22 protein-coding genes and 3 pseudogenes are annotated in these 20,109 nt (G+C 33.4%); 17 read left to right on the top strand and 8 right to left on the bottom strand.

Going from position 1 to position 20,109, the window contains the following annotated elements:
- From QZU81_RS09205 to QZU81_RS09190, 4 genes and pseudogenes are all read right to left on the bottom strand, one after another.
- A pseudogene (locus QZU81_RS09205) lies at positions 1 to 188 on the bottom strand (molybdenum cofactor biosynthesis protein); the annotation flags it as partial.
- Positions 189 to 197: 9 nt separating this feature from the next.
- Complete coding sequence (locus QZU81_RS09200; protein ID WP_292825356.1) at positions 198 to 524, bottom strand: winged helix-turn-helix domain-containing protein; 327 nt, start codon at positions 522 to 524, stop codon at positions 198 to 200.
- 9 nt (positions 525 to 533) lie between these two features.
- Positions 534 to 1,337, bottom strand: a complete 804-nt coding sequence (locus QZU81_RS09195; protein ID WP_295591438.1) for a winged helix-turn-helix domain-containing protein — start codon at positions 1,335 to 1,337, stop codon at positions 534 to 536.
- The gene (locus QZU81_RS09190; RefSeq protein ID WP_295591437.1) at positions 1,334 to 2,125 is read right to left on the bottom strand and encodes a winged helix-turn-helix domain-containing protein; all 792 of its coding nucleotides are present in this window, start codon (positions 2,123 to 2,125) and stop codon (positions 1,334 to 1,336) included. The genes QZU81_RS09195 and QZU81_RS09190 overlap by 4 nt, the downstream gene beginning before the upstream one ends.
- Positions 2,126 to 2,500: 375 nt before the next feature.
- On the opposite strand from QZU81_RS09190, the gene QZU81_RS09185 reads away from it, so the two are divergent.
- Genes QZU81_RS09185 through QZU81_RS09175 form a run of 3 tightly spaced genes read left to right on the top strand, consistent with a single transcriptional unit; the run spans position 2,501 to position 5,026 of the window.
- Positions 2,501 to 2,923: a ribonuclease VapC gene (locus QZU81_RS09185; RefSeq protein WP_342764271.1), complete on the top strand. Its 423-nt coding sequence runs from the start codon at positions 2,501 to 2,503 to the stop codon at positions 2,921 to 2,923.
- A complete protein-coding gene (locus QZU81_RS09180) occupies positions 2,920 to 4,035 on the top strand; it encodes a DUF2117 domain-containing protein (RefSeq protein WP_295591435.1) in 1,116 nt (371 codons plus the stop codon). The genes QZU81_RS09185 and QZU81_RS09180 overlap by 4 nt, the downstream gene beginning before the upstream one ends.
- Positions 4,036 to 4,051: 16 nt before the next feature.
- Positions 4,052 to 5,026, top strand: a complete 975-nt coding sequence (locus tag QZU81_RS09175; protein WP_292825371.1) for a methanogenesis marker 2 protein — start codon at positions 4,052 to 4,054, stop codon at positions 5,024 to 5,026.
- An 11-nt stretch (positions 5,027 to 5,037) separates the two neighbouring features.
- On the opposite strand, the gene QZU81_RS09170 is transcribed toward QZU81_RS09175, so the two are convergent.
- A complete protein-coding gene (locus QZU81_RS09170; protein WP_292849849.1) occupies positions 5,038 to 5,775 on the bottom strand; it encodes a thermonuclease family protein in 738 nt (245 codons plus the stop codon).
- 125 nt (positions 5,776 to 5,900) lie between these two features.
- Here QZU81_RS09170 and QZU81_RS09165 point away from each other — a divergent pair, with 125 nt between their 5' ends.
- From QZU81_RS09165 to mtnA, 8 genes are all read left to right on the top strand, one after another.
- Positions 5,901 to 7,448 carry a methanogenesis marker 3 protein gene (locus QZU81_RS09165; protein ID WP_292849846.1) on the top strand — a complete coding sequence of 516 codons (1,548 nt, stop codon included), beginning with the start codon at positions 5,901 to 5,903 and terminating at the stop codon, positions 7,446 to 7,448.
- Entirely contained in the window at positions 7,420 to 7,890 is a 471-nt protein-coding gene (locus QZU81_RS09160) for a methanogenesis marker 6 protein (protein ID WP_292825378.1), read from the top strand. The genes QZU81_RS09165 and QZU81_RS09160 overlap by 29 nt, the downstream gene beginning before the upstream one ends.
- A 9-nt stretch (positions 7,891 to 7,899) precedes the next feature.
- A complete protein-coding gene (locus QZU81_RS09155) occupies positions 7,900 to 8,355 on the top strand; it encodes a methanogenesis marker 5 protein (RefSeq protein WP_292825381.1) in 456 nt (151 codons plus the stop codon).
- A 4-nt stretch (positions 8,356 to 8,359) separates the two neighbouring features.
- Complete coding sequence (locus tag QZU81_RS09150) at positions 8,360 to 9,601, top strand: methanogenesis marker 15 protein (protein WP_292825384.1); 1,242 nt, start codon at positions 8,360 to 8,362, stop codon at positions 9,599 to 9,601.
- 23 nt (positions 9,602 to 9,624) lie between these two features.
- Positions 9,625 to 10,185: a methanogenesis marker 17 protein gene (locus QZU81_RS09145; RefSeq protein WP_292825387.1), complete on the top strand. Its 561-nt coding sequence runs from the start codon at positions 9,625 to 9,627 to the stop codon at positions 10,183 to 10,185.
- A 68-nt stretch (positions 10,186 to 10,253) separates the two neighbouring features.
- On the top strand, positions 10,254 to 11,120 hold the full coding sequence (locus QZU81_RS09140) for a radical SAM protein (RefSeq protein ID WP_292825390.1): 867 nt from the start codon (positions 10,254 to 10,256) through the stop codon (positions 11,118 to 11,120).
- Between the two features lie 107 nt (positions 11,121 to 11,227).
- Positions 11,228 to 12,148 (top strand): manganese-dependent inorganic pyrophosphatase, encoded by a 921-nt coding sequence (locus tag QZU81_RS09135; RefSeq protein ID WP_292825393.1) that lies wholly within the window; start codon positions 11,228 to 11,230, stop codon positions 12,146 to 12,148.
- Between the two features lie 248 nt (positions 12,149 to 12,396).
- Positions 12,397 to 13,329 carry an S-methyl-5-thioribose-1-phosphate isomerase gene (mtnA, locus tag QZU81_RS09130; RefSeq protein ID WP_292849842.1) on the top strand — a complete coding sequence of 311 codons (933 nt, stop codon included), beginning with the start codon at positions 12,397 to 12,399 and terminating at the stop codon, positions 13,327 to 13,329.
- Positions 13,330 to 13,392: 63 nt separating this feature from the next.
- Here the strand turns inward: mtnA and QZU81_RS09125 are convergent, their stop codons facing one another.
- Positions 13,393 to 14,394 (bottom strand): class I SAM-dependent methyltransferase family protein, encoded by a 1,002-nt coding sequence (locus tag QZU81_RS09125; RefSeq protein WP_295591428.1) that lies wholly within the window; start codon positions 14,392 to 14,394, stop codon positions 13,393 to 13,395.
- A gap of 35 nt (positions 14,395 to 14,429) precedes the next feature.
- Between QZU81_RS09125 and dph5 the strand changes: the two are divergent.
- Both dph5 and QZU81_RS09115 read left to right on the top strand, forming a co-directional pair.
- Positions 14,430 to 15,148 (top strand): annotated as a pseudogene (gene dph5, locus QZU81_RS09120) (diphthine synthase).
- 598 nt (positions 15,149 to 15,746) lie between these two features.
- Complete coding sequence (locus QZU81_RS09115; protein WP_292825408.1) at positions 15,747 to 16,220, top strand: hypothetical protein; 474 nt, start codon at positions 15,747 to 15,749, stop codon at positions 16,218 to 16,220.
- Between the two features lie 38 nt (positions 16,221 to 16,258).
- Here the strand turns inward: QZU81_RS09115 and QZU81_RS09110 are convergent, their stop codons facing one another.
- Entirely contained in the window at positions 16,259 to 16,852 is a 594-nt protein-coding gene (locus QZU81_RS09110; RefSeq protein ID WP_295591426.1) for a hypothetical protein, read from the bottom strand.
- A 151-nt stretch (positions 16,853 to 17,003) separates the two neighbouring features.
- Between QZU81_RS09110 and QZU81_RS09105 the strand changes: the two genes are divergently transcribed.
- The 3 genes from QZU81_RS09105 (at position 17,004) to QZU81_RS09095 (ending at position 18,596) form a co-directional block, all read left to right on the top strand.
- Positions 17,004 to 17,159, top strand: a complete 156-nt coding sequence (locus QZU81_RS09105) for a hypothetical protein (protein WP_292825414.1) — start codon at positions 17,004 to 17,006, stop codon at positions 17,157 to 17,159.
- Between the two features lie 90 nt (positions 17,160 to 17,249).
- Positions 17,250 to 18,170 carry a hypothetical protein gene (locus tag QZU81_RS09100; protein WP_292849831.1) on the top strand — a complete coding sequence of 307 codons (921 nt, stop codon included), beginning with the start codon at positions 17,250 to 17,252 and terminating at the stop codon, positions 18,168 to 18,170.
- Positions 18,171 to 18,173: 3 nt separating this feature from the next.
- Positions 18,174 to 18,596 (top strand): hypothetical protein, encoded by a 423-nt coding sequence (locus QZU81_RS09095; RefSeq protein ID WP_292849828.1) that lies wholly within the window; start codon positions 18,174 to 18,176, stop codon positions 18,594 to 18,596.
- Here the strand turns inward: QZU81_RS09095 and QZU81_RS09090 are convergent.
- Positions 18,588 to 19,331, bottom strand: coding sequence for an archaeosine tRNA-ribosyltransferase (locus QZU81_RS09090; RefSeq protein ID WP_295591423.1), 744 nt, complete (start codon positions 19,329 to 19,331; stop codon positions 18,588 to 18,590). The genes QZU81_RS09095 and QZU81_RS09090 overlap by 9 nt on opposite strands.
- Positions 19,332 to 19,517: 186 nt before the next feature.
- Between QZU81_RS09090 and QZU81_RS09085 the strand changes: the two are divergent.
- Positions 19,518 to 20,109, top strand: a pseudogene (locus tag QZU81_RS09085) (CoB--CoM heterodisulfide reductase subunit C); the annotation flags it as partial.

Below are 20,109 nucleotides of genomic sequence, written 5' to 3'. Positions count from 1 at the left end.
AAATCTTCTTTTTCATCAGGAATTAAACTCCTGGATTTTAATGTGTATCTGGCTTCGATTTCTTCTGCCATATATTGGCCGGATAAATCAGCTTTTTTTTTTTTTTTTTTATCGCTAAGTGTAATTATTCCACAAGCAATGTCTTTTGATGATTCCTTTTGATGTTGTGTTGATGTTTCACTTTTCATTCTTTCACCTTATTTTTCATTTAAGAGAAATTCTTTTATTAGATAATATTCATCTAAACAATTAATTAATTTATTGCTTACATAATAAATATTGCTGTTTTTTGTTTCCTCTTTATCGACATATTTATGTTCGTATGCGATGTTTATGTGGTGGATTATTGTTTTGTAATCTAAATTCAGTATGTTGGCTAGTTGGTTTGCGTTATAGGGTTTTATTAACAGTTTGTCTATTATTTTTATTGTTGTTTTTCCACCTTTTCTTCCAATTAGAATATTCGACAGGTCTCTATTGCTCAAGTTTAATATTTCTATATTAATCTCTTTTTTATTTTTCATACAAAATCCTCAATTATAATTGTCAAAGTGTTGGTGTAATCCCAATGCCCATTTTAGGGCATTTTTATCTTTTGCAATTAGAATTTGAGAATCGTCATAGTGTCCATCTTTGAAAAATAGGGTTAATGACATGAATTCGTCTGCACATGTTAAAAATATTTTCGGATTTGTGCTGATGCATTTGATCTTTACTTTTTTGTTTTTAAGCAAACCTTTGTTGAGTTGAGGATTCTTTTGAATTGACTTAAGAATTCTGTTATCAATAATCAGCTGCAAATTTTTTAGTTTATCTTCTTCTAAAAGCCTAATCATGTGTTTCAAATGATTTTCAGAGTATATTGGCATTATTATTTTCAATGTTGAGGATTTTGAAATTAGTTTTATGTATTTGTTGAACGCATTTGACAGGTTGCTTGTAGTGGAAGTCTCATACTCGGCATCTTTCAGAAGGTACATGTTTTTTAAAATATCTTCGGGAATGTCTGATATGTCATGATTGTTCCAGAACTTTTTGTTTTTGTTTATGGCATACCAATTTTCAATTAGTTTTACCATATTGGTGGTAAGTAGATAACCGTTTGATGTTAATTCATAGTATTTTTGAACTTTTCTTATTAAATTTTGATTTTCTAATTCTTTTAGGCCATGCAAGATTGTGGCTGATGGCTTTTCTAGTGAGATTCTCAATTCCTCTAAATTTTTTGAACTGTCATAAATAGATAAAAGCAATCTTGTTCTCATGCCTGATGTTAAAATGTATTTGACGTTTTTATATTCGTCATTAAGATCTTTTTTGGTTTGTAAATTGGTCATTTTATCACATCATTTTTTAAATTTTCAAATAGGGTTTCTGCCCATTTTTGTGCTTTTTCATTGTTTGAAATTAGGATTCTGTTCTGGTCGAAACTGCCGTCATCTTTGAATAATCCCAAACTCATTGATTGATCACAGATAGTCAAATAAATTTTTAATTCTTCTTTAACTGGATATGCAATCAAATTTCCTTGTTTTAAAGCATTTTTCCTGATTTTATCATTGATTTTTGCCATTATGGCTTTGTAAATGCTTCTGGGGATTAATAGCTCTACAATACCCTTATTTTTTAGGATATGCTCTATTAATTGAGGATATTCTGGATGCAAATATGGAAAAATGGCCTTTATGGATTCTGATTCCATTAATTGCTTTTTAATGGTGTTATGGGTTTTGTAGATATCAATAGGTGTTGTTTCGATTAGCTCTGAATCTTTTAAATCAGTGAGGTTCTTCATGCAATACATGCTTAATTGGTTTAAATTGTGATCGTTCCAGAAATCATGGTAATCGTTTATTATGTCAACGCTGTTTTTGAAATCCATAAATGTCTTAAAGTAGATTTCGCTCATTGGATTGATGTGGTATTGATTATCGATTTTTCTAATGTGGTCGTTTTGCTCTAATTTGCTGATGTTGCTTGAAACAGAACTGTAGGTAATGTCTGTTTTATTAACGATTCCGCGCACACTGTTCGGATGGTTATATAGCTCACTTAGAATTTTTAGCCGAATTTCTGATTTTGCAAGAAATTTAATATCATTATTAATTTCATTGTGAAAATTCATGTTCATTTTCCTCCAATTTTTTTAATTCATAAAAATTCTAAAAATTTAGATGAATTTTGTATTATCAAATTTTTCCATCTAGATTTAAATAGATTTTTCCAAATGAGTACCTTATTATTCCAAATGGCATTCCAAAGCTTTTCCAGACTTTTTCCAATGTTTATCCGAGTTTTCCCATAATGTCTCCCAAATATTTTGGAAGCGCTATTTTTAAAATAGATAAAAATTTATTAATTTATAAAATTAAATTATTATCATGGAAATTTATTATGTATTAGATGCGTCTGCCTTTATTAATGGATTCAAATTAAATTCGAATTATAATTTCACGGTTCCTGAAATAACAATTCGAATTATAATTTCACGGTTCCTGAAATAACCGCCGAAATTAAGGATTTCGAATCTCGTTTGATGTTTGACATGGCTATCGATGAGGGAATGTTGGTTATACAAGATGTACCATCTAAGTACATAATATGTGTTAATGATATTATATCTAAATCAGGTGATATTTTAAGATTATCCCAACCGGATACGAAATTAATAGCTCTGGCCTACATGTTCTCAAAACAGGGGAAGAATGTAAAGGTAATAAGTGATGATTACACTATTCAAAATACTTTAAAAATCATGAATATACCTTATTCCGGCATTATAACTGAAGGAATTAAAGGGATTTACAATTGGAAAAAGGTATGTGAAGGCTGCAAAAGGGAATTCGATGAAGATTATCCATTTGATGATTGTGAAATTTGCGGATCTAAAATATTTAAAAAAAGGATTAAGGTGAACAAATGAGAATAGGGATTGTAGTTCATGGTCCGAATATTATTGATTCAGGTTATGCCCTTAAATTGATAGAATTGCTTAAAGGTTATGGTGATGTTTCCGTCAGACTTGGCGGAACAATGGGCAGGACTGCTGTCATTGATGCAAGCTTGGAGAAAGTCATAGACATCTCAAAAAAGCTGGTTCCAAGCGATTCTTTAAAGATATTTCATGATGATGATGTTGATGTGATTTTCTTACTTAATTACGGCAAATCTAATGTGACAGGCCAGGTATTCGGATATAAAGTTTATAATCATTATGTTGAAAAGATAGCAGACAATAACGTCCCGGTAATTCAAATTGAAAGGCCGGGCGAAGATGATGGAAGCATCATACCATGGAATAATAATATGGATATTGTCAAAGAATTGTCTCAGGAACTGAACTTGGCTATTGCAACACCTGAGGAAGTTTATGATAACCATATTAAACAGGACAACCCTGGTTTTAATCAAAGGATTGTTCATGGGGTAAGTCCCGGTGAAAATATAATGGTTAACAGTGTTGTAATCGGAAAAACTGATTCGGATAAACTCACTCTGATTGCTAAGGACAATCATATTGTTGACATTATTGGCGGTGAACTTAAGGAACATGGCCTTGAAAAGCTTGGTGAAGTTGACCTTGATTCGGCCATCATAAAAACCGGCCTTTTAAGAAAGGCTAAAGTCACACCTCGGGTGATTTCATCAGAAAAGCCTAATGAATTTAAAATCACATTTTTAGATCATGCCGGAGAGGATGTTTATAAATTCAGGGATTCCAGTGTTGTCGTTACTGTTGGTGATGATACGACTTTGATATCTTCCGACATTCTTTATAGATTTGATGTACCTATAATCGGAATAACTGATGGGGATTTGGATAAGGTCGTTGAAGATGGATTTAAGGTTAAGAATTCTATCATTTTTGAAGTCGAAAGCGGTTTTGATGATATTGTCGGCAAAGATATTAAAAGGATCATCTTCAATGATGAACAGGAATCCTATGACTATCAAAACATCGATGAAGTTAAGGACAGAATCCTTGAAATAATAAATAATATTAATTGCAAATACAAAATTAGTTATATTGAATAGGTAGGATGTGTAATCTTTGGATTTTGAAAATCTTGTTCGTGAAATTCAGGAATTTAAAGGAGTATCCCGTAAAAGCTCCATTGATAATGTAATTTCTCTTTTAAAAGAATCTTATAATGTTTCCGGAAATGTTGTAATAGATATTGGTGATGACGCTTCAGCCATTGACATAGGCAACAATCAGGTAGTGCTAATAGCAGCTGATGGAATCTGGGGAGACATCATGAATGTCAACCCGTACTGGGCAGGATACTGTTCAGTTTTAGTAAATGTAAATGATATTGCTGCAATGGGAGGAAAGCCATTGGCAATGGTCAATATAATGTCAATAAGCAATGATGATATTTATGAAGATTTGTTAAATGGAATCAAGGACGGATGCTTGAAATTCGGCGTTCCAATGGTGGGAGGACACCTGCATCCAGATGGAGAGGTTGACTCATTAGGTGTTGCAATTGTAGGAATCGCTCAAAAAGATAAGATTATAACTAGTTTTGGAGCGGAAGTGGGGGATAAGGTAATAGTTGCAATCGACCTTGACGGAAAACCTCATGAAATGTTTAGCTTAAATTGGGACACTACTTATGACAAGGACGCACAGCTTGTTCAAGACCAGATTACCGCAGTCCAATACTTGGCAGAACATGATTATATTAAATCCGGAAAAGACATCTCTAATCCAGGAATCTTAGGAACTTTGGAAATGCTTTTGGAAACATCATGCAAAGGCGCTGTTGTCAATTTGGAGGACATTCCTAGAAATGAAAGTGTTGAATGGGTGGATTGGCTCAGGTCTTATCCTGGTTCAGGCTTTGTTTTTACAGCCAGTGAAGATAAATGCGATTATATCAAAGAATATCTGGCCAAATATTCAATTGCAGCCGAAGTGGTTGGTGAAGTCACTGATTCTAATTCATTGTATTTAAAATATGGCGATGAAGAAGCCGAAGTGTTTAATCAGGAAGAAAATCCAGTATTCATTTTCAGATAAATAAAAAAAAGTTAAGGATTGCAAACCTTACAAGGTTGATATCCTTGACTTATTGCAAGATCCCTGCTTTTAAAGTATACTCTATTGTGCTCTGCTGTTTTTTGACCCCATTTGCATGTGGATTTGTGGAACTTGCCAGAATTGGAGTTACCTACATAACTTCCGGAATCACTTGAGCTTGAAGCCTTATTGGAATGTGTATGGGAATAGGTAGAATAGGATGATGGAATGTGTGTTGAATCACCGGCCCAATTAAATGGATAGAATTCACTTGGCGGGATATACATTACCTCCGCAAGCCCTTCTTTTAATAGCATTTCATTTAGATTTTTTCCATCAACAATAACGACAGCTAATGTGCGCCCATATTTGTCATGATTTTTCGAATTATCCACATCAAGACCTATCTTTTTGTTTAAGCAGAATTTTTGAACAAAGTTTTTTGAAGCAATATATCCTTCAACACCCCTTTCGGGTGTGTTAACTCCAACAAACCGTACTTTTTCGCCTGTGTCTAGGTAAATTGTATCTCCGTCAACAACTTGTGTGCAGACTCCTGTCTTTTCAACATGGCATTCCGTTTTGTTGTATCCGCTCAATATTTTTGAATTGGATACGTCACGGTATTTTGAAAATGGGATGTCATGCGTAAATCCGGTTCCGGAATATGCACTTACAATTGATATTGCTCCAAGTGCAATGATTAAAATGATCAGTATTGTAAGGATATTTTTTTTAGTGATAGTCATTTGTCTCCTCCAATATTAATGTTATTATTATGTGTTAATATAATTTTTGAAAGTTTAAATAAATAATTTTAATATATAAAAAGATTATAAATATATAATATTAAAAATTCTTATTAGGAGATTGTATGTTAATTAAAATTAATGGAGAAGAAATAGATGTTGCAGATGCTTCAACAATTCAAGACGTAATTGATGAAACAAATGCCCCCTATACTCCTGGTAGTATTGTTTGTTTAATTAAAGGTAAAAAGGAACTGGAAAAAAATATTAGCAAATATAAAATTAAAACAAACCAAGGTTCTATAATTATTCAATTAGACGAATCCGATGAAGCAAAGCCTCTTGTTGATGTTTGGAAAAGTCAATATGAGGAATTCATTGATTTAGATATTCGCTGGTCTACTCCTACTGAAGTGGCTATCGGTCCGATTGTAACTGATTTGGAACCTACTTCTGATGAATACAAATATTATGAGGGAGATGTTGTTTTAAGTTTATCTAGTTTTAGTAATGAGTCAACTCATTTAATAATGCTTAAAGAGAATACGACTAACGTTTACAGCGTACCTCCATATAATAAAGGTATTTTTGCCCGAATTATTGGTGGTAGGAAAACTTTAGAAAAGTTGACTGATGATGATAAGGTAATTGGAATCGAACCGATTATCGAAAGAAGCACAACAACCGACAGTGCTTCCGTATCTGATTTGAGCACTGTTTTGGAAGAAGGCAATGAATTGTTTACTTATATCTCTTTCAATATTGATGAGGACTCTCCAGTTTGTGTAGAGCACTTGTTTTCCCTTATAAAGGATAATAGAATCAAAGTTTCATTTGACAGTGAATCATTTATAGGTTTTTATGATTTGGCAGGCATTGACAAACCTAAAGAGGACACTACTCAAAGAACTAGAGGCACTATTACAGTTAGAAATAAAGGTGTTGGTGTTGGAAGATTATACATTTATCGTGAAAATAGGGTGTTAACTCCGAATCATACTACTGTGGGTAACATTGTGAACGGTATGGAAATTATTGACATTGCAAAAGAAAATGATTTCATTACTGTGAAAGCAGAACAGCAAAGGTTAATGCTGTTAAATAAAACTCAAAGTGAAGCTACAGAGATATTATCCGCAGCAGGTATAGAACACCTCATTGACGGGCTTATAGATGATGATGCAATAATTGTAGAACAAGAACCAAAACATACAATAGATATTCTAAAAGAAGGTCAAGTTATCACTAAAGCTATTAAAAAAGAAGATATTTGTACTATTAAATTTGTGGAAAATGCTCCAAGGTCTGTCAGATACTTTAAATTCCTATCCGGTCTTTTAGAAAATCCGGTAGGAAAAATTAAAGTTCACTTTGCAGTTCCTGGAATGCATATAGTTATTTTTGAAGGGGATAAAAAATTAGCAAAAGGTTTAATTCCTGAAAATAACCCTGTTGATAAAGTTATTAGAGGTCAAATTGGTATTACTAACATGGCTTCAAAAAGCGCTGGTTTAATTGGTATTAGATTTGAAGACAACATCGAATTTGGTCCAACCGCAGAAGGTTTTGAAGCAACAAATATTATTGGAGATATTACCTCAGATTATGACCATCTTGAAAAGTTAAAAGAAGGAGTTGTAGTATATGTCACCGAATCTAACCATGAGTCCTGATTTAGGTACAGAAGATTGGGATCCTGATGTAATTACTCGTATGATTTTTATTGGGCCGGGAGCTCATGTAAGTGAACAACAGGTTGTCAGTGAGTTTCACATGCTTGGTTTGCCGCTTACCATAAAGAATACTTGTTATGGATCTATGATTAGTGGAAAAAGTGAAGATGTTTACAAAGCTATTGAAGAAATTAGAAAGCTTGATCCAAGCCACATTTTCACAAAGGAAAGAGGATTTGCTCCGGGTGACCCTAGAAGATGTAGAGGTCATAGGTTTGGTCCTAGAGAAGGTTTCCACCAAATGGAAAAAGAATATAGAATACTTGGTTTTGTTTCAGAAGCTTTAGATAATCCTAAAGAAGTGGAAATTGAAGAGAAAAAACCAGTTAGCGTTGACGAATTTAAAAAAATCATGAATGAATGTTTAGAAAATAAGGAATAGGTGAGAAATATGGTTAAAATAGCTCTTTATCCTCCAAATTCATTAATCTTAGCGGATTTACTTGAAAGGAAAGGTCATACTCCTTTAGTATTACAAAAACAAATTAGACAAAAAATCAAAGACCCGGAGATTGATTCTCCTCCAATGAATATTACAGAAGATGATCCAATTAAAGGACTTAAATATGCGGCAATCGAAGTTCCTTCCGGGGTTCGTGGAAGAATGGCAATTATTGGGCCACTTATAGATGAAGCGGAAGCAGCAATTGTTGTTGACGGCGCTCCATATGGTTTCGGCTGTATTGGATGTGCAAGAACTAATGAATTATCAATATTTTTACTCAGAACAAAAGGCATTCCAGTATTGGAACTTAACTATCCTACTAATCAGGATGAAACTTATGTTATGGTAAATAAGATTAACGAGTTTGTAGATTCTCTTGAAGAAACTGTTGAGGAGGAATAATAATATGGTTAAAATTGCTTTAGTTTCATGTGGAACAGAATATAGTGGAATTCAAAAAGAAATTGAAAAAGCAGCAAACAAATTTGGTGCAGAAATTGTTCTTCCTGAAATTGATTTGGATTACATTGATGAATCTTATGAAAAATTCGGATTTTCAGCTCAAAGTTCAAGTTTAAAGTTAATGATTGCAAGAGCCATGGCTATTGTTGAAGGCAGATCCAAACCTGATGCGGTATTCATTGCAACTTGTTTCAGATGTGCCGAAGCGGCATTAGTTAGAAATGAAGTAAGAAGATTTATACAGAATAATACTCGTATTCCTGTAGTTACATACTCATTTACTGAAAGAACAAAAGCAGATGAATTGTTCATTCGTATGGAAGCATTGGCTACTACCGTTACTCGTAGGAATATTCTTGCTCGTGAAAAACAAGAAGGGCTCACTCTTGGTTTGGACTCCGGTTCAACTACTACAAAAGCAGTGCTTATGGAAAACAATCAGGTTATTGGAACTGGTTGGACAGCTACTAAAGACATAATTGAGTCTGCACAAACAGCTGCGGCCGAAGCATTTGCAAATACTGATTACGGATGGGATGATGTAGATGGTATCGGAACAACCGGTTACGGTAGATTTACCATGGGTCAGGAATTTGGAGCAGAACTTATCCAAGAAGAATTGTCCGTTAATGCAAAAGGTGCAGTATACTTGGCTGACTGTCAAAAAGGTGAAGCGACTGTACTGGATATCGGTGGTATGGACAACAAGGTAATCACCGTTAATAACGGTATTCCTGATAACTTTACCATGGGTGGTATTTGTGCTGGTGCATCCGGAAGATTTTTAGACATGACTTCCCGTAGGTTAGATGTAGACATCACTGAATTAGGTCCGCTTGCAGTTCAGGGTGACTGGAGAAAAGCAATGTTAAATTCATATTGTATTGTATTCGGTATTCAGGACCTTGTTACTACATTGGCTGCTGGAGGTTCTAAGGCGGATGTTGCTGCAGCAGCATGTCACTCCGTATCAGAGCAAGTTTATGAACAACAACTTCAAGAGATTGACATTCGTGAACCGTTAATCCAAGTAGGAGGAACAAGTTTAATTTCTGGTCTTGTTGAAGCAGTAAGTGAAACTTTAGGTGGAATCGAAGTTATTGTGCCTGAATACTCCCAACATATTGGTGCTGTAGGGGCAGCTCTTTTAGTATCCGGTATGGGACATAGACAAGATGATAAATAGATATAATTGAAAGGGTTGATTTGATGTTAGTTGAATGCTATGATGAAAGAGGTGCAGAAGTTTATGAAATCATCATTAAGCAGATTTTCCAGGATTTGGTTTTGGGAACTGCAGTGGATGATTTAAAAGCTTATGTTAATCCGGATGACCCTGTATTTGTTTTAGCTATTAAAATGAGAAAAACTTCCAATGCAATCAAGTTCGAAGATGTAGCTAATTTAATCTATAATAAGGAAAGGGATGTAACCACCATACTTATTGATAATGAAAATTACCTTCCAAATATCTTAAAGATTTTATGGAGGCAGTTTTCAAGAGATGAGATTTATCAACCGAATAGATATCAGCTCGAAATTAATGGAGACTACACTTCTTTAAATACTGTTATCGTTGATGATCCTCATTCTAACTTGCAAAGACGTATTTATGATGCAGTCTTTAGAATTTTGCCTGAAGGCTTCAAAATCATTAAAGATTTGTCCACTGAGGATATTGTCACTGTTGTAGCTACTGATGAGTTAATTAAAGATGCATGGATTGAAAAAGCTCATGAATATATTGACGAATTAAACAATGGCAAATAGAAAGGTTTAAATATTTGTTCGTATCAATACAAAATAACAGGAGTTATATTTAAGGGAGTAGTGGTATTATGAATGAACATAAAGGTTCTAGATTTGCACATATTACAAGAGCACATCCATGTTTTAATGAAAAAATGCATGACAAAGTCGGAAGAGCACATGTACCAGTTGCACCAAAATGTAATATCTTTTGTAATTTCTGTACAAGAGATATCAACAATGAGGAAGACAGACCTGGTGTAACAAGCTGTATAATGAAACCTGATGATGCAATCACTCATATTAATGATGTTACCGCAGACGGCCCTATTGCAGTTGTAGGAGTTGCTGGACCTGGAGATTCCTTAGCTAATGAAGAAACATTCGAATTCTTTGAAAAATTAGCTACTGAACAGCCTGATTTAATTAAATGTATGAGTACAAATGGACTTTTACTTCCAAAATATGCAGATAAACTTGCAGAACTTGGAGTAAACTCTGTCACTGTTACAATTAATGCAGTTGATCCAGCAATCGCCGAAAATATCTATTCTTTCATTAAATATGAAGGAAAAGTCTACAAAGGCCGTGAAGCTGTAGAAATTTTAATCAAAAATCAATTGGAGGGTGTTGAAAAGGCAGCCGCCAACGGTTTGGTTGTTAAAGTTAATTCCGTTTTAATTCCAGGAGTAAACGATGAACATATTGTTGAAATTGCTCGTGAAGTCGAAAAGCGCGGTGCTGCTTTAATGAATGTTTTACCTTTAATCCCCTTAGGAAAAATGAAAGACCTTGAAAGGCCGGACTGTTCCATGATGGAACAGGTCAGGGAACAGGTGGAAGAAATTATTCCAGTATTCAGGGCATGCACTCAATGCAGAGCAGATGCTTACGGAATTCCTGGTAAAAAAAGCGAAGACCATCATTTAGGAATGACTCCACAAAGTCATTACTAAATACTTTTTTTTTATTTTACTATTTTTTTTAAATCTATATAATAGATGAAAATCAAATCATTAATTGATATAATATTTATCTTATTAATTTTGAGGAAAACGATAATATGGTTAAAACTTATGTTTTTGGACATAAAAATCCGGATAGTGATTCAATCACTTCCAGTTTAGTAATGGCTAACTTGGAAAGAGAATTAGGAAATGCTGATGCTAAAGCTTACAGATTAGGTAGTTTAAATAAAGAAACTGAATTCATTTTAAGTTATTTGGATATGGAAGCACCGGTACTTCTTGAAAGTGTTGAAGATGGCGCCAATGTTATTTTAGTTGACCACAACTCACCTGCCGAATCTGTTGACAACTTGGAAAATGCAAAAATATTAAAAGTTGTAGATCACCACAAACTTGCTTTAGAAACTTCTTATCCATTATACTTAAGATTCGAACCTGTCGGCTGTACTGAAACCATCTTATGTAAATTATATGAAGAAAATGGCGTAGAAATTACTAAAGAGATTGCAACATTAATGTTGTCTGCTATTATTTCAGACACTTTGCTTTTAAAGTCTCCAACTACAACTGAAGATGATAAAATTGCAGTGGAAAAACTTGCAAAAATTGCAGAGATTGACTATGAGGAATATGGTTTGGAAATGCTTAAAGCAGGAACAGACTTAAGTGATTTCTCAATCGATGAAATTTTATCACTTGATGCAAAGCAAATTGACTTTAAAGATGTAAAATCAATTGTAAACCAGGTAAATACTGCGGACATTGATGAAGTCATGGAAATGAAAGAGGATTTGGAAGCTGGAATGGAAGCAATAATCGATGATGAAGATTTAGATTTATTCATGCTTTTGATAACCGATATCGTTAACAGCAATTCCCAAGTAATTGTACTTGGTAAAGAGTCAAGTCTTGTTGAAAAGGCTTATGATGTGGAATTGGAGGATAATACGGTTCTGCTTGTTGGCGTTGTTTCACGTAAAAAACAAGTTGTTCCTATAATGACTAAACATGCATAATTATTTTTAGTATTACTAAATAATTTGCTTTTCTTACATTTTTAAGTAATCTTTATAAAGGATTATTTTATAAATATAATAGTAGATGTATTTTAAATACATCTCTAATCAATCCAATTTTGGATATTAAATTAGACGGGAAGCATAATTATAAAACCTTTAATTGTATTTTTATACATTAATAAATTAGAAACTAACGTTAATTATGCTTTCAATATTTTTAAACTTTTTTTTAACTAGGTGTTAATATGAAAACACTTGAATGGGAAGATAATAAATTAAAACTCATTGATCAGAGAAAGCTTCCTGATGAGTTAACTTATGTTTACTGTGAAAATTATCAGGACGTTATTGTAGCAATCAAAAATATGACCGTGCGTGGAGCTCCAGCTATTGGAGTGTCAGCTGCTTTTGGAATGGCACTTGCAGATATTGAAGGTGTGGATTTGGATAAGGCTGCAAATGAAATTAAAGCAGCAAGACCAACTGCAGTTAATTTATTCTGGGCGGTTGATAGGGTATTGAATAGCGATGATGATGCATTAAGTGAAGCACTTAAGATGTATGAGGAGGACATGGCTACAAATAGGGCCATTGGAAAATATGGTGCTGAAATAATTGATGATGGTGATACTGTTTTAACTCACTGTAATGCAGGAGCGCTTGCATGTGTTGATTACGGGACTGCACTGGGAGTTTTCAGGGCAGCACGTGATGCTGGAAAAAATATTAATGTAATCTGTGATGAAACCCGTCCTCGCGGGCAGGGTGCAAGTTTAAGCGTTTGGGAAATGCAACAGGAAAATATTCCAGTAAAGTTAATTCCCGATGTAGCATCAGGTTTTTTAATGTCACAAGGACTTATTGATAAGGTTGTAATCGGTGCTGATAGGATAGCTCGTGGTGGTGTTGTAAATAAGGTGGGCTCATTCATGGTGGCTCTAGCTGCAAAACATCATGACATTCCATTTTATGTGGCAGCTCCATACTCTACTTTCGATAATGAAATAAACATTTATGATACTGTCATTGAGGAAAGAGACGGCGATGAAGTGAGGTATTATGGAGGTGCAAGAATCTGCCCTGAAGGCACTGAAGTTATAAATCCTGCTTTTGACATTACTCCAAAAGAATTGATTACAGGAATTATCACAGAAAAAGGAATTATTGATCCAATTTAGACAATAATTCTAAACTATTTTTTTTTAAATGAATGTTTGGCAAAGCATATTCTAAAAATTAGTTCATTCTGTAACTTTGCCATCAATGGCAACATGCCATTCTCCAGGGGATGTTGATTTGACTTTCCTGCAGTTAATGATTTCAACTTTTTTCCCAACAGCATTAGCTGCAATTTCCAAACGTTTTATTCCCTGTTCATATGAATCAGAAAACTCATAATAGTTTATTATTCCATTATCATCAATTAAATCAAAGGCAACATCAAGGAATGTATAGGCAAGGCCCGGAAGGTTCATGATTATCCTATCGAATTTTGAGTTAAATGATTTGCTGACTTCCCTAACATCTCCGCAGTAGGTTTCAATATTGCCTTTTAGTTTATTTAGCTTAATGTTTTCATTTAAATATTTAATCGCTTCCTCATTAATGTCTACTGATGTAATTTCAACATTTTTATTTTTAGCAATTACAATTGGGAATGGGCCTATTCCACAGAACATGTCGAGGATTTTTTCACCATCATTAACACTTTCCATTACACGCTTTCTCTCTGTTGCGAGGCGAGGTGAGAAATAAACTTCACGAACATCCAATTTCAGGCGGGCACCGTGTTCCTTGTGGATTGTAACAGAATCGTCCTCTCCGGCCAAAAACTCCAAGTCACGAACACGTGTTGTTCCTTTAACTGCACTTTTTTTCATGTAAATCGCTTTTCTTTTAGTAAATTTAAGTGCAGCATCCCCAATCTTAAATTTTTTGTCTTCTAAATCATCGGGAATTTCAAGTATTACAATATCTCCGATGGTGTCAAATGATGTTCTTAAATTTTCAATTTCCTCATCGGTCAGTTCATCTTCAAGCAATTCGGAAAAGTTATGGGGAACTTTTTTCATAGCTTCCAAGTGCATACAAACGATTTCATAACCTTCAACATTGGCATTGACTGGAATATATCCGAATTCATCTTCTGCCTTAATCCTATATTCCATATTCATTAAGCCTTTTTCCATTAATTCTATACGGATATCATTCAACTGTTTTAATGGAACTTTCACACATTTCATAAAGTTTATTATGATTAAAATATTATATAATATCTATGTTTTATTTAGTGGGTTTAGGATTATTTGATGAAAAGGATATTTCATTAAAAGGATTGGAATGTTTAAAAAATGTCGATAAGATTTATGCTGAGTTTTTCACTTCAAGACTGTTCGGTTCTAGTTTTGAAGCTATTGAAGAACTTATAGGCCAGGAAATTGAATTACTGGTGGTGACCCATTGATTGCAACCACTCACAGTGATTTTTTAGTGCAATGCTCAAAAAAGGGGATTGATTTTGAGGTTATTCACGGATCATCAATATTATCTTCAGCTCCTGCTATTTCAGGTCTTCAAGGCTACAAATTTGGGAAAGTGACAACAATTCCGTTCCCTGATTATAATTTTTATCCTAAATCTCCTTATGAAGCTATTGAAGAAAATCTTAAAATGGATTTGCATACTTTGGTTTTGCTCGATATTCAGGCTCACAAGGACAGGTACATGACTGTAAATCAAGGTTTGGAATATTTGATGAACATTCATGATGATTTGGACCGTGAGGGCATGATAAATGAAAACACTTTGGCTATGGGTATTGCTCGTGTCGGTTCAAAAGATGTCTGCGTCAAGGCGGGTAAAATCAAAGACTTAATTGATTTTGATTTTGGGGGTCCTCTTCATTGTATTGTAATTCCTTCAAAGCTTCACATTGTCGAAGCGGAGTATTTGGTCGAAATTGCTGGAGCAGACCCTAAAATACTTGATGATGTTTAATTTTAAAAATAAAGGGGGAGTGGAAGTAGTTGGATTAGATACTACTTCCTTAATAGTTTTTTTTTAATTTTGGAGATTAAAAAGGTTGACTGATTTTTTAATTAAGATATGTAATATAATTCATATCGATTATTAGTTATATTTTGAAAGTATATAAATTTTTTTATTAATATTTCAAAAATAATAGTAATTTTTATTAAAAACAGTTTTTTTCTTAAAATAAAGGGGGGAGTGGAAGTAGTAGTGTTCTTCTACTTCCTTAATGAAACATATTCTAACATTTTGGAGATTATAAAATGGTTGATGTCTTCATTAACAGACATGAAATTTACTTCACATCGTATAATACTTATATTTTAATATTATATAAATGTTTTCATTTGTTTGAGGGTATGATCTCAATGTTTTCGAATTTGAGTTTGGCTATTTTCATTGGCATATGTATATATGCTGAATTCATAGTTTTCAAGTTCAATTTCCATTCGGGGTGTGCAGTTTTCTGGAAGGATTGATAATACTCTGCTTGAGGATAAACAGTTGTTTTTTTGGCAAAATCAAATCGTAAGGTTATTAAGGTTGAATTACATAAATAATTGTAATGAATGCATTAAATAGTTTACAAGAAAGAAATAATAATCTTAAATCCAAGTTATTGCATGAACAACTGAAATATGGAAACTACAAATTCAGGAATTTCAAAAATGAATCTTTGCTTGTCTTAGGTGCATATAGGAAACATAAATCTATTTTTAAAGCGGCATCCGCAGTTGGTATTAATAAAAATTTAGTTGTCAAATGGCTTATTCAGGGTCAATTTGGAAATCCTCAGTATAGAGACTTCTATTTGGGTATTCAAAGAATTAATGGGTTCAAACCAATTGAAATGCCTTATGAATCAGAAGAAGTGTCTTATGAAGAAGAGGAAGTGAAAAAAGATTATATTCTTTCAGAGTTTGAAGATGCATGGACTTATGCCACAGTAGTTGATGGCAAAAAGATATCCATTATCTCAGGTAATCTGGATAATCTAAAAGCCAAAATTCTAGCAAGAGATCTTCCTTTCAACGGGTGATTGATTTTAATTCTTTTTAAAATAAGGGATATTTTCTATTATAAACTGATTGTAGTGTTTGGTAGCAGATTTCCAGCAATTTTTTCTATTGTGATGTTAGAATTATCTGAAGATGCACTGTTTGGATAAACATTTTTGTATTGCACTGACTTAGCCATATGCAATGCCATGTCCTTGTCGTTGGAAAAAATTATAATGTTGTCCTGTGTTGTTTCATTATTTAACGGAATAAAATACAATTTACCGTTATAATTTACTTTGATGATGTCAAACAAGTGAATTTCCAATAATTCGTCAGCATTCAATACGTAACATGTAAAGCCATCGATGTTTTGCATTTCTCCCTTTTTTATTATCTCATTGATTGTATTAAAGCTCAAATCACTTAATTGAAAACTGTTGATACCTTCATGGCCATTATAGGTAATTAATGCTCCGTTATCCAAATTCCAAACTTTAATGCCTTCAAATTCTCCAAGATAGTCAGTTTTGTTGACAGGAACATCTATGCTGGTTCCATTGGGTGTTATTTCAATTCTTTCATAATTTGTCGAGCTTATTAACATTACTGCGATGGCAAGTATTAATATGCATGCAATTATTCCTATCACTATTATTTTTTTATTATTCATGGGACCTCAATCATTATATTATTTTTTTTAAAAGTTAAATACTATGCCTTTTTCATTAAAGATGAGTCCATTCCAATATTTAAATTCAAACATCAAAATGCTCTAAAAAAACACTAAAACGTTTATTAACCAGTATGCACAATCTATTTGTATGACTCGAAACAGGCGTGTAACAATTAGCATCAATAATGACATTGACTTGCATTTTCGCAAAATTGCCTCCAGCAAGATGCTTTTTAAAACAGGATGGTATTCAAAGGCAATTGAAGAGGCAATGTTGTTATGGATTGAAAAGGAGAACAAATAAAAAATCATTTTTTTCTCTTTTTTTTCTTTTTTTAATCATTAACTATTTAAATTAAACAAATCTATTTATTAATATAGAGTGGGTGTTATAATGGAAAGTGATGAATTTAGAACTGTTAGAGTTTATACTAAAAAGTATACCAGTAAAGATAAGGACGGCAATACTGTCGAGAAAGAATCTCAACAAAAACAGGTCAGCCTTAAAAAAGAAGATCCTTTCGAAGATAATGATTTGGTAAAGGTACTAACTCAATCTGACTATGAGAAATTACTCGATAATCAATTTTCTGATGCAAAACTTGATGAGTTTTATCATACTATTGAAGCGAAAGATGCAGAAATCGCAACTTTGAAGGAACAAATTCAAACTCTTAAAGCTTCCTTTTTCGATGATGTCGATTCCTTAAAAGAACAGTTGACCGATAAGGAAGAGCTTATAAAAGCAAAAGATGAAATTCATGAGCTGAACAAAAAAATCACTAAAATTGATGATGAAAGAGTAGCTATTTTTAAAGAGCTTGACTATAAAAACAAAATGATTTTGGCTTATAATGTCGAGTTAAACAAATCTATCTTAAATGCTATCAATGTTGTTATTGATGAGGCAAGAGACAACATCAACAAAAGAAACGCCGAACTTGCGGCCGGTTTGGAGAAATCCATAGAAAAATCCAAGCAGGAAGTAAATGAGAAGAATAAGGCTATAGCATATGAGATAAATAGTACTGTTGAAGACATGAATGATCAAATCAGGAATACAAGCACTCTTAAAATGATAATGAATAAGAGAAGAATTAATTTAAGAGTACCCACCGATGATTTATTAAAACCATTCGAATTTGATTTTGATGTTGAACAGTTGCTTTCAGGACAGGCTTTAGAGCTTGATGCTGCTGAAATTTTAAAAGAAGTAATGCCAAAACTCCCAGAACCATTTTCTAAATATATTGACACTTTAGAAGAGGGAGAAAAGCCTGAAACTATTGATGTTTCATCAAAAAATGAGGATTAGTTCATGAGAACATTCAACACAGGCAATATCACTTTTCAATATCCTGAAACTTGGGAAGTCGAAAAGGCAGATATCCTATCAAATCCGGATTGCATTGCAACATTATCCAAAGGCCAAGACAATCTAATCAATGCAGTAATGTTTCCAACCGCTACAACTCTTGATGATTATAAGATATTCATGGAAGATGTCATTTCCGATGATGGTGGGGTGATATTATCTTCTGATTTTACACAGATTGCTGAAAAAGATGCAATTAAGCTTCATGCAAATATGGATACTCCTGAAATCAACTTTGACATCCACACTTACGTTTTCATTGAAAAAGGAGACATCTATATTTTTGAACTCAGAACACTTGATGTTTCCGGTGAATCTGAAAGAGAGTTCAAAAATATTATTTCATCATTCGAAATCCTAAAATAGCTGTGTGTACTCTAATAAGTAGTCCATGTAATCTCTATCAAGTATTTTTAATGTTGAGATATTCTGTGGAGTTGTAGTTGAGCGCTCTTCAACAAGATTTCTCAAAGACCTGTTTTTCATGTGTGCATGGATTTCCTTAATTACAAATTCCATATTTTCAAGATTTTTCTTTTCCAAATCCTTTTGAGAAATGTTTTCATAAATGGCATAGGTATTCAAATCATATGCTTTTGTTGGAGTTTGAAGGACATTCAAGTAACTGTAGTAATTTGCGGCATCTGTTAAAAACCCATCGATTCCCATATATGCTAAAATAGGCATGAATGAAAGTTCAGCAAATGGAAATATGAAATAACTTGATTTTTTAGCTTCTTTTTTAAGTGAAACGATAACTTCAACAAGGTCTCTAAAATTGGTCAATAGCGCATCGCCATTGGCTATTATGAATCCGTTGTATCCGATTTCCTGTAGTCCTTTTAGGCATTCAACTCTTAAGTCAATGTATTTTGAACCTTGAATTACAGCAACATCACATTTGTCGACATTTTCTTCTGCGAGCCTTAATGTTTCAGATACATTGAATTCAGCGATTTCACGGTCAATGTTATGTGCTGATCCTTCGCTTGGAGCTATTTTCAATTCATCTTTGAAAAATAATCTGGGTGTCATTTCACCGTCAAGTTTTCCGATTCTGCCAGGTCCGTCATGTGATTTGATTTCGAATTTTTTTATCATTTATGTCTATCCTATTCAATCGTTATGTTAATTTTTGTTTTTTAGGTTAATATAAATTTTTCATTGAGTGTAAACATTTAGGTTACACCTTTCAAAAATTTAGTAACCTTTATATATGTATTTTTAAAGATTATTAGTATAGATTAGAGGAAAAATAATCCTATGAAAATCTGAGGTGTGTTTTCAATGTCTATAATAAATCGTCTTAAATCCTTGTTTAAAGGAGAAAATGAGGAAGAAGAAACAGACATCAATTACGATGTTTCAAACACATCTGATGATGTCCAAGTTACATCTTCACAAATTGAAAATGAAGCTGTCGTTACTGAAGCTGAACCAGTTGTAGAGGCAGAAGAAGCAGCTGTGGAAGAATCAGAAGACAGTGTTGAAGATTTAGCTTCTGAAGACATCGATCCTGTAGAGGAAAAAGTTGAAACTATCAAGGAAGAAATCCACGAGAAAGTTGAAGCTAAAAAAGAAGAAATTCATGAAAAAGTTGAAACTATCAAGGAAGAAATCCACGAGAAAGTTGAAGCTGAAGAAGATGCTGAAGAAGCTGATGAGGATTCAAATGATAAAGATAAAGATAAAGAGAGAGATACTATGACTTTATTGACTGATAAAGAATTATTAAATGATAGTAATCGTGATCCAGATTTCACCGCTGAGTTCATTGATGCTGGAATCGAAACTGTAAAACACTGTTTCCAATGTGGTACCTGCAGTGGTAGTTGCCCATCTGGAAGAAGAACTCCATACAAAGTAAGACAAATCGTCA

It is taken from the genome of uncultured Methanobrevibacter sp., from assembly GCF_902770715.1.
Lineage (GTDB): Archaea > Methanobacteriota > Methanobacteria > Methanobacteriales > Methanobacteriaceae > Methanocatella.
The sequence above is the reverse complement of the archived record's forward strand: the minus strand, read 5'-3'. Positions and strand labels throughout refer to the sequence as shown.

Bases quoted from the DNA above. Each gene is read 5' to 3' on its own strand.
- QZU81_RS09160 (WP_292825378.1), top strand. From the start codon at position 7,420: ATGTCACCGAATCTAACCATGAGTCCTGATTTAGGTACAGAAGATTGG.
- QZU81_RS09100 (WP_292849831.1), top strand. From the start codon at position 17,250: ATGGAAAGTGATGAATTTAGAACTGTTAGAGTTTATACTAAAAAGTAT.
- QZU81_RS09170 (WP_292849849.1), bottom strand. From the start codon at position 5,775: ATGACTATCACTAAAAAAAATATCCTTACAATACTGATCATTTTAATC.
- QZU81_RS09140 (WP_292825390.1), top strand. From the start codon at position 10,254: ATGAATGAACATAAAGGTTCTAGATTTGCACATATTACAAGAGCACAT.
- QZU81_RS09165 (WP_292849846.1), top strand. From the start codon at position 5,901: ATGTTAATTAAAATTAATGGAGAAGAAATAGATGTTGCAGATGCTTCA.
- QZU81_RS09195 (WP_295591438.1), bottom strand. From the start codon at position 1,337: ATGACCAATTTACAAACCAAAAAAGATCTTAATGACGAATATAAAAAC.
- QZU81_RS09155 (WP_292825381.1), top strand. From the start codon at position 7,900: ATGGTTAAAATAGCTCTTTATCCTCCAAATTCATTAATCTTAGCGGAT.
- QZU81_RS09150 (WP_292825384.1), top strand. From the start codon at position 8,360: ATGGTTAAAATTGCTTTAGTTTCATGTGGAACAGAATATAGTGGAATT.
- QZU81_RS09095 (WP_292849828.1), top strand. From the start codon at position 18,174: ATGAGAACATTCAACACAGGCAATATCACTTTTCAATATCCTGAAACT.
- QZU81_RS09190 (WP_295591437.1), bottom strand. From the start codon at position 2,125: ATGAATTTTCACAATGAAATTAATAATGATATTAAATTTCTTGCAAAA.
- QZU81_RS09105 (WP_292825414.1), top strand. From the start codon at position 17,004: ATGACTCGAAACAGGCGTGTAACAATTAGCATCAATAATGACATTGAC.
- mtnA (WP_292849842.1), top strand. From the start codon at position 12,397: ATGAAAACACTTGAATGGGAAGATAATAAATTAAAACTCATTGATCAG.
- QZU81_RS09090 (WP_295591423.1), bottom strand. From the start codon at position 19,331: ATGATAAAAAAATTCGAAATCAAATCACATGACGGACCTGGCAGAATC.
- QZU81_RS09115 (WP_292825408.1), top strand. From the start codon at position 15,747: ATGAATGCATTAAATAGTTTACAAGAAAGAAATAATAATCTTAAATCC.
- QZU81_RS09145 (WP_292825387.1), top strand. From the start codon at position 9,625: ATGTTAGTTGAATGCTATGATGAAAGAGGTGCAGAAGTTTATGAAATC.
- QZU81_RS09200 (WP_292825356.1), bottom strand. From the start codon at position 524: ATGAAAAATAAAAAAGAGATTAATATAGAAATATTAAACTTGAGCAAT.
- QZU81_RS09180 (WP_295591435.1), top strand. From the start codon at position 2,920: ATGAGAATAGGGATTGTAGTTCATGGTCCGAATATTATTGATTCAGGT.
- QZU81_RS09125 (WP_295591428.1), bottom strand. From the start codon at position 14,394: ATGAAATGTGTGAAAGTTCCATTAAAACAGTTGAATGATATCCGTATA.
- QZU81_RS09110 (WP_295591426.1), bottom strand. From the start codon at position 16,852: ATGAATAATAAAAAAATAATAGTGATAGGAATAATTGCATGCATATTA.
- QZU81_RS09135 (WP_292825393.1), top strand. From the start codon at position 11,228: ATGGTTAAAACTTATGTTTTTGGACATAAAAATCCGGATAGTGATTCA.